This is a genomic window from Herbihabitans rhizosphaerae, from assembly GCF_004216555.1.
In the GTDB taxonomy this organism is placed as follows: domain Bacteria; phylum Actinomycetota; class Actinomycetes; order Mycobacteriales; family Pseudonocardiaceae; genus Herbihabitans; species Herbihabitans rhizosphaerae.
In genome coordinates this window covers 61,018-74,054 of sequence record NZ_SGWQ01000003.1, presented here as the reverse complement: position 1 = coordinate 74,054, position 13,037 = coordinate 61,018, and the positions used below count along the sequence as shown (strand labels likewise).

At 70.2% G+C, this 13,037-nt stretch carries 11 protein-coding genes; 6 read left to right on the top strand and 5 right to left on the bottom strand.

The features are described 5' to 3' along the window. Positions 1-31: 31 nt before the first annotated feature. The 5 genes from EV193_RS09965 (at position 32) to EV193_RS09945 (ending at position 7,083) form a co-directional block, all read left to right on the top strand. Complete coding sequence (locus EV193_RS09965) at positions 32-1,069, top strand: polyprenyl synthetase family protein (RefSeq protein ID WP_242613264.1); 1,038 nt, start codon at positions 32-34, stop codon at positions 1,067-1,069. Positions 1,070-1,171: 102 nt separating this feature from the next. Continuing rightward, positions 1,172-2,980, top strand: a complete 1,809-nt coding sequence (locus EV193_RS34015; protein WP_242613263.1) for a sunset domain-containing protein — start codon at positions 1,172-1,174, stop codon at positions 2,978-2,980. Positions 2,981-3,298: 318 nt separating this feature from the next. Continuing rightward, positions 3,299-4,285 (top strand): OmpA family protein, encoded by a 987-nt coding sequence (locus tag EV193_RS09955; RefSeq protein WP_130343774.1) that lies wholly within the window; start codon positions 3,299-3,301, stop codon positions 4,283-4,285. A gap of 11 nt (positions 4,286-4,296) precedes the next feature. Next, positions 4,297-6,498: a sunset domain-containing protein gene (locus EV193_RS09950; RefSeq protein WP_130343773.1), complete on the top strand. Its 2,202-nt coding sequence runs from the start codon at positions 4,297-4,299 to the stop codon at positions 6,496-6,498. Positions 6,499-6,564: 66 nt separating this feature from the next. After that, entirely contained in the window at positions 6,565-7,083 is a 519-nt protein-coding gene (locus EV193_RS09945) for a hypothetical protein (protein WP_130343772.1), read from the top strand. Positions 7,084-7,087: 4 nt separating this feature from the next. On the opposite strand, the gene EV193_RS09940 is transcribed toward EV193_RS09945, so the two are convergent. The 5 genes from EV193_RS09940 to EV193_RS09920 all read right to left on the bottom strand — a co-directional run bounded on the left by EV193_RS09940 (position 7,088) and on the right by EV193_RS09920 (position 12,013). Further along, on the bottom strand, positions 7,088-7,471 hold the full coding sequence (locus EV193_RS09940; RefSeq protein WP_130343771.1) for a hypothetical protein: 384 nt from the start codon (positions 7,469-7,471) through the stop codon (positions 7,088-7,090). A gap of 72 nt (positions 7,472-7,543) precedes the next feature. Continuing rightward, complete coding sequence (locus tag EV193_RS09935; RefSeq protein ID WP_130343770.1) at positions 7,544-8,608, bottom strand: 2-oxoacid:ferredoxin oxidoreductase subunit beta; 1,065 nt, start codon at positions 8,606-8,608, stop codon at positions 7,544-7,546. Then, on the bottom strand, positions 8,605-10,566 hold the full coding sequence (locus EV193_RS09930; protein ID WP_130343769.1) for a 2-oxoacid:acceptor oxidoreductase subunit alpha: 1,962 nt from the start codon (positions 10,564-10,566) through the stop codon (positions 8,605-8,607). The genes EV193_RS09935 and EV193_RS09930 overlap by 4 nt, the downstream gene beginning before the upstream one ends. A 204-nt stretch (positions 10,567-10,770) precedes the next feature. Beyond that, entirely contained in the window at positions 10,771-11,532 is a 762-nt protein-coding gene (locus tag EV193_RS09925; protein ID WP_130343768.1) for an enoyl-CoA hydratase, read from the bottom strand. 10 nt (positions 11,533-11,542) lie between these two features. Next, positions 11,543-12,013, bottom strand: a complete 471-nt coding sequence (locus EV193_RS09920) for an Lrp/AsnC family transcriptional regulator (protein ID WP_423202153.1) — start codon at positions 12,011-12,013, stop codon at positions 11,543-11,545. A 66-nt stretch (positions 12,014-12,079) separates the two neighbouring features. Here EV193_RS09920 and ddaH point away from each other — a divergent pair, with 66 nt between their 5' ends. Then, a complete protein-coding gene (gene ddaH, locus EV193_RS09915) occupies positions 12,080-12,973 on the top strand; it encodes a dimethylargininase (RefSeq protein WP_341273150.1) in 894 nt (297 codons plus the stop codon). Positions 12,974-13,037: the final 64 nt, after the last annotated feature.

The following is a 13,037-nucleotide window of genomic DNA, read 5'->3' as shown; positions in this document are numbered from 1 at the left end:
TCCTGACACCGGCCAGCGGGGGAGCCGCGACGTGACAGCCAACAACAGCGCCGCAGCGGCGGCGGAGTACGCCGTGCCGGATCTGCGGGCATCGCTGGGCCTCGCCGGGGCCGATCCGGCACTGCTGGACACCGTGGTCGACGGCCTCGGCCGGGTCGAGACACTGCTGCGGGAGGTCGTGCACAGCGACGTCTCCGTGGTGCACGACGCGGCACTGCACCTGGTGAACGCGGGCGGCAAGCGGTTCCGGCCGCTGTTCACCCTGCTCGCCGCGCAGTTCAACGACGGCAACACCGACGACGTGATCGTCTCGGCCGCGGTGGTGGAGCTGGTGCACCTGGCCACGCTGTACCACGACGACGTGATGGACGAAGCCACGATGCGGCGCGGCGAGGCGAGCGTGAACGCCCGCTGGGACAACAGCGTCGCGATCCTCACCGGTGACTTCCTGTTCGCGCACGCCTCCCGGTTGTGCGCCGATCTGGGCACCGACGCCGCGCGGATGATCGCGGAGACCTTCGGCCAGCTCGTCACCGGGCAGATGCGCGAGACCGTCGGCCCGTCCGACGGCGAGGACCGGGTGGACCACTACCTCACGGTGATCGCGCAGAAAACCGGGTCGCTGATCGCCACCGCCGGCCGGTACGGCGGGATGTTCTCCGGCGCGCCGCGCGGCCAGATCGACGCGCTGTACGCCTACGGGGAGATCATCGGCACCGCGTTCCAGATCTCCGACGACATCATCGACATCGCGTCGCCTGCCGACGAGTCGGGCAAGACGCCGGGCACCGATCTGCGCGAGGGCGTCAAGACGCTGCCGATGTTGTACGCGCTCGCGGAGAACGCGGACGCCCGGCTGTCGCAGCTGCTGTCCGGTCCGATCACCGACGACGACGAGGTGCACGAAGCGTTGCACCTGCTGCGTTCGTCACCCGGTCTGGACCGTGCGATGGCTACTCTCGGTGAGTACGCCGAGCGGGCTCGCGCTGCCGTGTCCGACCTGCCGACCTGTGCCGCACGCGACGCGCTGGAGTCGCTCGCCGACTACGTGGTGGCCCGAAGCCGGTGACCGCGTCGTTGACCGGATCGGGCGGCGCGATGCTCACCCATCCGAAGTAACGTGCTCCCACTAGGCTGCTCGAAGCGCAGCGCCCCGGAGGGAGTCTGACCCATGCCGATCTTCACACAGGTATGGCTGTGGAGCCTGACCTCGTTCGTGGTCGGTGCTCTGCTGACCTGGGTGTTGATCGCCCGTCCGGCTCGCAAGCGGGTCGCGGAGCTGGAGCGCGACCGCGCCGCGGCCAGGCGCAGGGCGCGCGAGCAGCGCGAACAGGCCGAACTGGCGCGGGCCGAGGAATACCCGATCGAGTCGGCGTCGCGTGAGGACGAGGACTTCGACCCGGCGCGGCTGGGCGGCTACGGCTCCGAGCCGGAGCGGGCGGGAGATGCCGGCACCCAGTTCCTGCCGTACGCGGGTGCGGGAGCGGCGGGTCTGGCCGGCGGCGCGATCGCCGGCTCGGTGCTCGGGGACGCGGACCAGCACGACCCGGCCGCCGCGCGCACGGAGTACACCGAGTACCCGATCCAGGAGCACGACGACCAGGCCGCGCAGCGGGGGCAGTTGAGCCTGTCGACGTCGTCCGGGCCGTCCGGTGAGGCGGGCGGCGGTGCGCTGAGCGGTTCGCTGGACACGTCGTACGCGCCGCCGGAGCCGCCCGAGGTCGGGCCGGACACCGAGCTGGCCGACGGTCCGGCCACCCAGATCGCCGGCCGTCCGTTCGTCACCGGCGGGATGCCCCAATCGTCGTCGCGGTTCCAGGAGTCGGACCTGCTGGCGCCGGCCGAGGTCGAGGAGCCGGCTGGCGGTCGCGACTGGTTCGCCGAGGTCGGCGAGCCCGGCACGTCGGAGCCGGCCGATGAGCCGGTTGCGGCCGAGGTGCGGGACGAGAACCTGGTCGAGGACGTCGACGAGTCCGAGGAGGTCGACGAGGGCGGCACGGTGTTCACCCAGCGCACCACGCCCGTGTCGGCCGAGCTGATCCGCGAGATCGACGAGGCGCCGGCACCGGGGGAACAGGCCTCCGAGGAGGCGGCCGAACCGGGCGCGATCTCCGCGGCGCTGAGCCCGGGCGGCGTGCCGCCCGAGAGTGCCACCGACTACCTCGACACCTCCGCTGAAAGCACGCAGTTCGTTGCGGCACAAGGAGAATCGCCGTCCGGCGAGCTGACCGAGACCGTCGACCCGGAGCGCACGACCACCGTCGATCCGGCCGCACTCGAACAGGAGCGGCAGGCCGCCGAGCAGACCGTCGAGGCGGAGCCGGTCGAGCAGACCCAGGCGGTGCCCCAGACGGTGTCGGAGGCGGCCGAGCCGACCCGGTCGATCTTCGAGCCCAACCGGACGGTCGAGGAGAACACGCAGGCCGTCGACCACGCCACCGTGATGCCCGCGCCGGACCAGCAGCCGATCGAGCACCTGAATCGCCCGCTCGACGAGCCGGAGCGCACCCAGGCCGCGCCGCTGCCGGTGCGCAGGCCGGGCGCGTCCGCGCTCGCGCAGCGGATCAAGCAGAGCGCCAGCCCCAGTCGTCCGCAGCCGGCGGCGCCGCCGCGTCAGCGCGACGTCTCCGGCGAGGCGAGCGCGTCGGAGCCGACCCGGTCGCTGTTCGAGCCGATGATCCCGGCCAAGGACCTCGAGCCGCACCCGCCGCGCGAGTCGCGTGAGGTGCACCGGTCCCCGGCCGCCGGGCGGGCCGGCGGCCAGACCACGACTTTTGTGCCGCCCGGCCCGTTCGGCCCCGGCTCGGCGATGCCGCTGGCCGGGGGCGCCTCGCCGTCCTCCGAGTTCACCATCAAAGCCAGCGTGACGGCGCTGCGCTACTGCACACCGGAATCGCCGGACTTCGGCCGCACGGTCGCCGAGGTGTGGTTCCGGTCGGTCGACGACGCCGAGAAGGTCGGGTTCCGCCCGCTGTCGTGAGCGCCCCGCGTCCCATGTGGACCGTCCACTTGGGAGAGTCGACCCTCTACTGTCGGTAGCGCGGGCGAATTCGTCTCATCGTGTAGTGACCGTCCTTCTGGGACAGTCCGCGAACGTACTACCAGCGAAGATCAAGATCGTGTTCTCCGAGTGTCGCCCGCCGTTCACCGGTGGGTCCGTTCGGGGCAATCGCTTCCGGTGGCGAGTGGTCTGAACCGGTGCTAATACTCCCCTGTATGCCTTGAGTGGCTGTGGGCCACAGGCATGCGTTGAGGTCACCTGACCGGGTGACCCACCGTCGTCGTACTCGGAGCGAACATGCCCGACAACACCAGACGAAGTTCGTGGCTCCCGCTGCTGCTGGCGATCTTGGCCGTGCCCGCGATCGTCGCGGGCGTCGCGACCTGGGTGGAACACAAGGGAATCGAGGACACGCTGGCGCCGATGGCGCAGCAGGCCCTCGCCGACAAGGGTTTCCCCGGCGCCAAGGTCGACTTCAACGGCGTGGACGCGACCATCGAGGGCGTCCCGTCGGACCAGGCCTCCGAGGCCAGCGCCAAGTCCGCGGTGGAGGGCATCCACGGCGTGGGCGACGCGAGGTTCTCCGGGACGGCCGGCACGCCGCCCGCGCTGCCGTCGCCACCAGCGCCCGAGGCGAAACCGTTGCAGGCCAACATATCCGGCAACACGATCACGCTGACGGGCACGGTTGGAGACGAGGCGACGAAGGGCCTGATCGTCAAGGGCGTCACCGATCGGGCCGCCGGCAAGCAGGTCGTCGACCAGCTCACGGTCACCCCGGGCGCACCCCTGCCCAACGGTGTCACGCTGACCGGTACCGCCGCGTCCGAGCAGGAGAAGGCGGGCATGCGGCAGCAGGTCGAGCAGGCCGTGCCGGGCGTCAAGGTGGACAACCAGTTGACCGTCGCCGGCGGTGGCGGCACCGGCAAGAACGCGTTGCAGCAACAGATCAACGCGCTGCTGGCCGGTGCGCCGATCGCGTTCCAGCCGAACTCGCCGCAGCTCACCCCCGCGGGTACGCAGACCGTCAACCGGGTCGCGGACCTGCTCCGCGGCGGCGCGCAGGACGCCAAGGTCGAGGTGCAGGGTCACGTCGCGCGGACGCCCGGCAACGACATCGACCCGCAGGCGCTGAGCGATCAGCGCGCGCAGACCGTCCAGGCCCAACTGGTTCAGGCCGGTATCGGCGCCGACCGGATCACCGCGCGTGGATTCGGGGACACCAAACCAGTCGAATCGAACAACCCGGCGGCCAACCGTCGAGTTGAGATCGTCGTCGCATAGGAGGCAGCACAATGGGTTGGCTTTTTGGACAGGTGTGGCTGTGGTGCCTCATCGCGTTCGTGCTGGGAATCTTGATCGGCTGGCTCATCTGGGGTCGCCGCAAGGCATCGGCGAGCGATGAGCGCGCCGCGTCGGCCGAACGGTCCACTGTGGACCGTGAGCGCGCGGCGGGCCGGGACCGGGACCGGGACACCGACCGCGCCAAGGGCGTCGGGACCGGTGCGGCCGTCGGTGCCGCGGCCGGTGGGGCGGCCGGTGGGGCCGCCGGCCTGATCGGCCGGGACAAGGATGGCAAGCGGGACAAGGAGTCCGCGCTGGACTCCGACGCCGCCGCGTCCGACGCGGGTGTGAAGGCGGACAAGGGCGCGCTGGACGACGAGAGCGGCGCCGAGCGCACCCAGGCCATGCGGCCGGTCGGTCGCGGTGACGCCCGCGACTCGGCGTTGAGCACGGTGGACAACGACGAGCGCACCACCGCGCTTCGGCCCGATGACTCCGAGCCGAAGACCGGCCCGATCCCGGTGATCGGTCAGCACGCCAAGGAGGGCGAGTCCTCCAAGGCCGGTGCGGACGCCGGTGCGAAGGACGACACCGACAGCTCGACCGCGAAGAGCGCGGTCGCGGGTGCGGCCGGAGGTGCCGCCGCCGGTGGCATCACGGCGGCGCTGACCGGCAAGGAGGGCAAGGACAAGGACGGCAAGTCCACGGATGCCAAGGCGGACAAGGCATCCACGGCATCAGCAGTGTCCACGCCGGCGTCCAACGCCGCGTCCAGCAGCACGTCCGGCAAGCTCGACTCACCGTCCACTTCGGACGAGCGCACCACGGCGCTGCGTCCGGCGGCCGGCTCGGCCGCTGGGTCGGGCGGGGCGGCGAGCGGCACCGAGAGCGGTGGTGCCAAGGCGTGGGACTTCGGTGACAAGGGGACCGACGACAAGGTCACCGGCCCGCCCACCGGCGCGCACGCGCTCAAGGACGACGCGCCGGCCGGTGCGCACGCGAAGGAGTCAGACTCAGGTTCCAGTGCCGCCACGGCGGCCGGTGTCGGCGGTGCGGCCGGGCTCGCCGGTGGTGCGGTGGCCGGCGGCGCCAAGGGCTCGGCAGGCACCAAGGAATCGGCGGGAATCGGTGCGGCACAAGGGAAGCAGCCGTACGGTCCCGGTTCGGCCGAGCCGCTGGCGGACGGCGCGGCGCCGTCCAAGGAGTACACGGTCAAGGGCAACGCCGACTCGATGATGTTCCACACCACGGACTCGCCGTACTACGGCCGCACGAAGGCCGAGGTGTGGTTCAAGACGGCGGCCGACGCGGAGAAGGCCGGCTTCACGGCGTGGAACCGCAAGGGCGGCAACGGCTCCACCGCCGCGGCGTCCAGTACCTCGAGCGCGTCCGAGTCCGGTTCCGGCTCCACCGGCGGGTCGGGCGCGACCACCGCGGCGGCCGGCGCGGCCGGTGTCGCCGGTGGTGCCGCGGTCGCGGGTGGTGTCAAGGACAGCACCTCGTCGAGCGGATCCGGCACCACCGCGGTGAAGCAGCCGTACGGTCCCGGTTCGGCGGAGCCGCTGGCGGACGGCGCGGCGCCGTCCAAGGAGTACACGGTCAAGGGCAACGCCGACTCGATGATGTTCCACACCACGGACTCGCCGTACTACGGCCGCACGAAGGCCGAGGTGTGGTTCAAGACGGCGGCCGACGCGGAGAAGGCCGGCTTCACGGCCTGGACCCGCAAGGGCGCCAACGGCTCCACGGCCGAGGCGGCCAAGCCGAGCTACGAGCCCGGTGCCTACGCCAACTCGGCCAAGCCGCTCAAGGACGGGTCGGCGCCCACCGGCGAGTTCGCCGTCAAGGGCAACGAGGACTCGATGCTGTTCCACACCACCGATTCCCCGTACTACACGAGGACGGTCGCCGAGGTCTGGTTCAAGACCGCGGACGACGCGGAGAAGGCCGGCTTCACCGCGTGGAACAAGCGGCGCACGACCGCACCGGCCGCGAAACCGGCGGTGAAGGCGGGTCCGTACCCGGGCTCGGCCATGCCGACCGCGGACGGCTCGGCGCCGTCGGAGGACTACGTGGTGAAGGGCAACGACGACTCGAAGTTGTTCCACACCAAGGAATCGCCGTTCTACAACGTGACGACCGCCGAGGTCTGGTTCAAGTCGGCGTCCGAGGCGGAGAAGGCCGGCTTCCGCGCCTGGAAGTCGGTTCGCTGAGGCTCTACCCGCCCCCCGCCGGGACCACTCCCGGCGGGGCTCGGGTAGACAACCCTCGTGCGCCGCGTGAAGCTCCTCGTCCTGGTCGTCCCGCTGCTGCTCGCCGGATGCGGTGGGGAGGAGGAGCCGGCCGCCCAACCGCCGCCGGGCGCTCCCGGCACGGTCACCACCACGACCGTGCCACCGCCGCCTCCGGTCGCCACCACGACGACGACCACGACGACCACCTCGGAGACGGTGCCGACGAGCACGCCGGACGCGCCGCCGCCGCGTCCACCCGAGCAGCCGCCGACCAGGAACGTGCGCGACTGCGTCGACGGCTACTGCACGATCACGCTGTCCCGGCCGGCCGCGATCCCGCTGGACAAGAACCTGTACGGCGTCCCGAACTTCACCGTGAAGTCCATCAGCCCTGGCGGGATCGAGTACACGATGTTCTTCGACGGCATGGGCACCGTGGGCGGCGGGATCGGGCCGGGCGCCAGCTCGAAGATCAGCTACCGCGAGGTCACCAAGCTGCACATCGTGCTGCTGTCGGTAGCCGGGAGGACCGCGACGATCGCGTTCATCCCCGGCACACCCTGACGCGCTATCTGGGCCCGAGTTCCCGGTACTTCTTGTAGGTCGGGCGCAGCATCAGCCGGTTCTGCAGCGTGTGGATCGCGTCGGCCCAGTCGGCCCGGTCGGACGGGTGCAACTCGGGCAGCGACAGCACCTTCGCGGCGGCCCGGTTCACCAGCAGCCAGGCGTCCGCCTCGTCCTCGGTGAACCCGACCTCGAGCACCCTGGCCCGGTCCTTGAGTTCCTCTTGCGTCCAGTCGCGGTTCTCGCGCGAGGTGGTGGACTCGCTCTCGGAGCTTCCGGGCTTTCTGGGCTCGCTCGCCGTGGCGGCGGCGGGCACGGCAAGCAGCGGTGTCACGGCGGCGACGGCGGCGGTCGACCGGAGCACTCTGCGGCGGCTGATTTCCTCCATGGAAGCCTCCCGGACAGCTCGTGCGCAGCCGTCAAATTAGCACGATGTCGGGGCGACTTTCGTTGGAAGTTTTCAGGCGACCGTCCAGGTCTCCCTGCCGTGAAGCAGCTTGCCGAGATCGGCCGGCTTGGCGTCCTGCGCCTGCTGAACCTGGGCGCGCGCGGTGTCATCGTAAGTGGCCCGCCGCACCGAGCGGAAGACCCCGGTGACCGTGTGGCTCAGGTCCTGCGTGGACAACCGGGACAGCGCGAACGCGTAGGACGGGTCGTCGGTGTGCGCGTCGTGCGTGACCAGAGCGTCCTCACCGACGTCGGCGACCTTGGCCACCTCGAGCGAACCGAAGCCCGAGCGCACCACGCCGAACTCACCCTCGGCGCCGAACCGGATCGGCTTGCCGTGCTCGAGCGGGATCAGCCGCCGCTCGGCCTCGCCCTGCTCCTTGAGCACGTCGAACGCGCCGTCGTTGAAGATCGGGCAGTTCTGGTAGATCTCGACGAGCGCGGAGCCGCGGTGCTCGGCGGCCTGGCGCAGCACCTCGGTGAGGCCCTTGCGGTCGGAGTCCAGCGCGCGGGCGACGAACGTGCCTTCCGCGCCCAGCGCCAGCGAGACCGGGTTGAACGGGTGGTCCAGCGAGCCCATCGGTGTGGACTTGGTGACCTTGCCTTCCTCGGAGGTCGGCGAGTACTGGCCCTTGGTCAGCCCGTAGATCCGGTTGTTGAACAGCAGGATCTTGAGATTCACGTTGCGCCGCAACGTGTGGATCAGGTGGTTGCCGCCGATCGAGAGCGCGTCGCCGTCACCGGTGACCACCCACACCGACAGGTCCGGGCGGGTCACCGCGAGGCCGGTCGCGATCGCCGGCGCGCGCCCGTGGATCGAGTGCACGCCGTAGGTGTTCATGTAGTACGGGAAGCGCGACGAGCAGCCGATACCCGACACGAACACGATGTTCTCGCGCTTGAGGCCGAGCGAGGGCAGGAACGACTGCACGGCGTTGAGCACCACGTAGTCGCCGCAGCCGGGGCACCAGCGCACTTCCTGGTCGGACTTGTACTCCTTGGCCTTCTGCGGCTCGTCGGTGGTCGGGACGCCGTCCAGTCCACCCAACTGCGGTAGTCCTAGGTCGATCGCGGTCATTCGTGTGCCTCCGTCGCCGCGAGCTGGTGCTCGTTCGCGCTGTCGGTGCCTTCGCTGTCGTTGATGACGTTGGTGAACACGTCGGCCAACTCCTCGGCCTTGAACGGCAGCCCGGCCACCTTGGTGTAGCTGCGCACGTCCACCAGGTACCGGCCGCGCAGCAGCAGGGAGAGTTGGCCGAGGTTCATCTCGGGGACGACCACGGTGTCGTAGGCGCGCAGCACGTCGCCGAGGTTGGCCGGGAACGGGTTCAGGTGCCGCAGGTGCGCCTGGGCGATCTTCATGCCGGACTTGCGCACCCGACGGCACGCGGCGCCGATCGGCCCGTAGCTGGAGCCCCAGCCCAGCGCCAGTACCCGCGCCTCGCCGCTCGGGTCGTCCACGGCCAGCCGCGCGACGTCGACACCGTCCACTTTGGACTGTCGCAGGCGGACCATGCGGTCGTGGTTGTCCGGGTCGTAGGAGATGTTGCCGGCGCCGTCGGCCTTCTCCAGCCCGCCGATGCGGTGCTGCAGGCCGGGCGTGCCGGGGATGGCCCACTCGCGGGCGAGCGTCTCGGTGTCGCGCACGTACGGCCAGAACTCGTCCGACCCGTCCATCGCGTTCGGCGCGGACGCGAACTTCACCGTCAGGTCCGGCAGCTCCTCGACGTCCGGGATCAGCCACGGCTCCGAGCCGTTGGCGATCGCGCCGTCGGACAGCAGCATCACCGGCGTGCGGTACTTGAGCGCGATGCGCACCGCCTCGACCGCGGCGTCGAAGCAGTCGGCCGGCGACCGCGGCGCCACGATCGGCACCGGCGACTCGCCGTTGCGGCCGTACATCGCCTGCAGCAGGTCGGCCTGCTCGGTCTTGGTCGGCAGTCCGGTCGACGGGCCGCCGCGCTGCACGTCGATGATCACCAGCGGCAGCTCGGTCATCACCGCGAGGCCGATCGTCTCCGATTTGAGCGCGACACCGGGGCCGGAGGTGGAAGTCACGCCCAGCCTGCCGCCGTAGGAGGCGCCCAGCGCCGCCGCGATTCCGGCGATCTCGTCCTCGGCCTGGAACGTCGTGATGCCGAAGTTCTTGTGCTTGGACAGCTCGTGCAGGATGTCCGAGGCTGGCGTGATCGGGTACGTGCCGAGCAGCATCGGCAGCTTGGCCTGCTGCGACGCGGCGATCAGCCCGTAGGCGAGCGCGGTGTTGCCGGTGATCTGCCGGTAGGTGCCCCTGGGCAGTTTGGCGGGCGCGACCTGGAACGTGGAGGCGAACGCCTCGGTGGTCTCGCCGTAGTTCCAGCCGGCCCTGAACGCCAAAATATTCGCCTCGGCCAAGTCAGGTTTCTTGGCGAACTTCTCGCGCAGGAACCGCTCGGTGCCCTCGGTCGGGCGGTGGTACATCCAGGACAGCAGGCCCAGCGCGAACATGTTCTTGCAGCGCTCGGCGTCCTTCTTGCCGAGGCCGGTGTCGGCGAGCGCGCCCTGGGTCAGGGTCGCCATCGCGACCTCGTGCACCAGGTAGTCCTCGAGCTCGTGGCTCTCCAGCGGGTTCGACTCGTAGCCGACCTTGGTGAGGTTCCGCTTGGTGAACTCGTCGGTGTTGACGATCAGCGTGCCGCCGCGCGGGAGGTCCTTGACGTTCGCCTTGAGCGCGGCCGGGTTCATCGCGACCAGCACGTCCGGCCGGTCGCCCGGCGTGAGGATGTCGTAGTCGGCGAAGTGCAGCTGGAAGGAGGAGACGCCGGGCAGCGTGCCCTGTGGCGCGCGGATCTCGGCGGGGAAGTTCGGCAGGGTCGCGAGGTCGTTGCCGAACGCGGCGGCCTCGGAGGTGAACCGGTCACCGGTGAGCTGCATACCGTCACCGGAGTCGCCGGCGAACCTGATCACCACCCGGTCGAGCTTGGTCACCTCGGTGCGGTGCCCGTTGGGCCCCGGATTGGCGCCGTTCCCGGTGCCGCCTTCGACACTCGTGCTCATGGGCTCCGCCGATCCCTCTCTGCCGACACGTGCGCTCACCTTCGAGGGTAGACCGCAGCCGACCCTGTGTTCCGCCATGTGGTAGCGGCATGTCCACTGTGTGGACCACCGCTCAAGCGCGACTGGACCACCTGTTGACCATTTATCTGTAACCTACGGTAACAGGTACTTCGGTTGGGCTGCCTCGTGGGCTGCCTCACGTCGTCACGCCTTTCGCGAGATCTTCTCCTGCATCGCCGCGATGAGCTGCGCGAACGCCGGTGTGTCCATCGAGGCGAGTTGTGCGATCAGCTCGGTCTCGATGGCCGACGGGTGGTCGGCGGTGGCCGAGGTGGTGCGCAGCGTGCGCTTGGTGGACAACACCAGCTCCCTCGGCGCTTCGGCCGAAGGTGTGGCGAGTTCCACTGCCGCGCGGACCAGATCTTCGTGTTCGCCGTCGACCTTGCGGTGCGCGAGACCGGTGCGTACCGCCTCGTCGGCGTCCATCTTCTGGCCGAACAGCGTCATCGCGGTGGCCGTCTGCGGGCCGACGATCCGCTGCAGCATCCAGGTCATGCCGCCGCCAGGGTGCAGGCCGAGCTGCAGGAAGCGCGCGTCGAACCGGGCGCGCGGGCCGGCCAGCCGCAGGTCGCAGGCGAGCGCGAGGTTGAGGCCGGCGCCGACGGCGGCCCCGCCGACCGCGGCGATCGTCGGCAGCGTGCAGTCGGCGATCGCGAGAAAGCCCTTGTAGATCGCGCGCAGGCCCTCCTCGCGCGCGTCGCCGAGCGCGGTCAGATCGGCGCCGGCGCAGAACGCGGGCGGCGCGCCGGTGACCACGATCGCGTGCGTGTTCTCGTCGGCCTCGCAGGCGTCGACCGCGTCGGCCAGCTCGGCGGAGATCGGCAGCGTCAGCGCGTTACGCCGATCGGGGACGTTGAGCGTGATCACCGCGACCTTGCCGGTCCGCTCCACCAGTACGGCGCACATGAGGGTGACCTTAGTGCGCCGTGTCGTGCGGCTCCGGTGCGGGCGAGCGTTCGAGCAAGGTGGAGAGCACGACGGTGGAGACGGTCCGGTCGATGATGTCCACCGCGCGCAGCCGCTCCAGGGCGTCCTCCAGATGGTGGATGTCCGCCGCGCGAAGGTGAACGATCGCGTCGGCCGCGCCGGAGACGGTGTAGGCGGCGACCACCTCGGCGAGCGGTTCGAGCCGCTGGCGGATCTGGCCGGGGGAGATGTTGCCGCGGCAGTGCACCTCGACGAACGCTTCGGTGCCCCAGCCGAGCGCCTCTGCGTCCACGACTGCGGTGAACCCCCGGAGGATGCCCCTGTCCAGCAGGCGATCGACCCGCCGTTTGACCGCCGGGGCGGACAGTCGCACGACCTTGCCGATCTCCGCGTAGCTCGATCGGGCGTCCGCGACGAGCTGCGAAACGATTAGCTGATCTATGGAGTCCACACGCAACATTCTGCATGGTCAACCGCAACATTACGACATTGATCCGCAGTCAACCGGGCAAATACATTACGTTCCATGACGACGGCTCCTGTTATCGGTCCCGAGGAGCGGCTGCCGCTTGGCGCCGCCGAGGCTGACCCGCGCACGGCGACTCGTCGTCGTTACCTGATGTGCGAGCCGCGGTACTTCACCGTGTCGTACTCGATCAACCCGTGGATGGATCCCAGCGCGCCAGTGAGTACTGATGTCGCGCTGCGCCAGTGGCACGAGTTGAAGGCGACCTACGAGCGCCTCGGGCATGTCGTCGAAACCATCGAGCCCGCGGCCGGTCTGCCGGACATGGTGTTCGCGGCCAACTCGGGGACTGTCATCGGCGGCCGCGTGCTCGGCTCGCGGTTCCGGGCCGTCGAGCGGGCCGCCGAGGCGGACCACTACCGGCGCTGGTTCGTCGAGCGCGGGTACCGCGATGTGGTGATGCCCGAGTCGATCAATGAGGCGGAAGGCGACTTCGCCTGGACCGGCGAGGTGCTCCTTGCCGGAACCGGTTTCCGCACCGACCCCGGCGCCCATGCCGAAGCCCAAGAAGTCCTCGGCGTCCCGGTCGTGTCGCTGCGCCTCGTCGACCCCCGCTACTACCACCTCGACACCGCGCTCATGGTGCTCACCGAAGCCGATCCCACCACTGGTCGGCGTGCCCAGATCGCCTACTACCGCGACGCGTTCTCCCTTGGCTCGCAACGGGTTCTGCGCCACCTCTTCCCCGACGCGGTGATCGCCTCCGACGTGGACGCGGCGTGCCTCGGCCTCAACGGCGTGTCCGACGGCTACAACGTCGTACTGCCCCGCGAAGCCAACCGCCTCGCCACCGAACTCACCGCACGCGGCTACAACCCCGTGATGGTCGACATCTCCGAGTTGCGCAAATCCGGCGGCGGCCCCAAATGCTGCACCATGGAACTCCGCGACTGATCCGGCTACTCCGAGTGCCCCCGCGGGGTTGGATCGGTAACTCTCGAGTCTCGCCCCGGTTCGG

Excerpts from the sequence above, each read along its gene's own strand:
- EV193_RS09935 (WP_130343770.1), bottom strand. The coding sequence starts at position 8,608 with ATGACCGCGATCGACCTAGGACTACCGCAGTTGGGTGGACTGGACGGC.
- EV193_RS09950 (WP_130343773.1), top strand. The coding sequence starts at position 4,297 with ATGGGTTGGCTTTTTGGACAGGTGTGGCTGTGGTGCCTCATCGCGTTC.
- EV193_RS09930 (WP_130343769.1), bottom strand. The coding sequence starts at position 10,566 with ATGAGCACGAGTGTCGAAGGCGGCACCGGGAACGGCGCCAATCCGGGG.
- EV193_RS09940 (WP_130343771.1), bottom strand. The coding sequence starts at position 7,471 with ATGGAGGAAATCAGCCGCCGCAGAGTGCTCCGGTCGACCGCCGCCGTC.
- EV193_RS34015 (WP_242613263.1), top strand. The coding sequence starts at position 1,172 with ATGCCGATCTTCACACAGGTATGGCTGTGGAGCCTGACCTCGTTCGTG.
- ddaH (WP_341273150.1), top strand. The coding sequence starts at position 12,080 with ATGACGACGGCTCCTGTTATCGGTCCCGAGGAGCGGCTGCCGCTTGGC.
- EV193_RS09925 (WP_130343768.1), bottom strand. The coding sequence starts at position 11,532 with ATGTGCGCCGTACTGGTGGAGCGGACCGGCAAGGTCGCGGTGATCACG.
- EV193_RS09920 (WP_423202153.1), bottom strand. The coding sequence starts at position 12,013 with ATGTTGCGTGTGGACTCCATAGATCAGCTAATCGTTTCGCAGCTCGTC.
- EV193_RS09955 (WP_130343774.1), top strand. The coding sequence starts at position 3,299 with ATGCCCGACAACACCAGACGAAGTTCGTGGCTCCCGCTGCTGCTGGCG.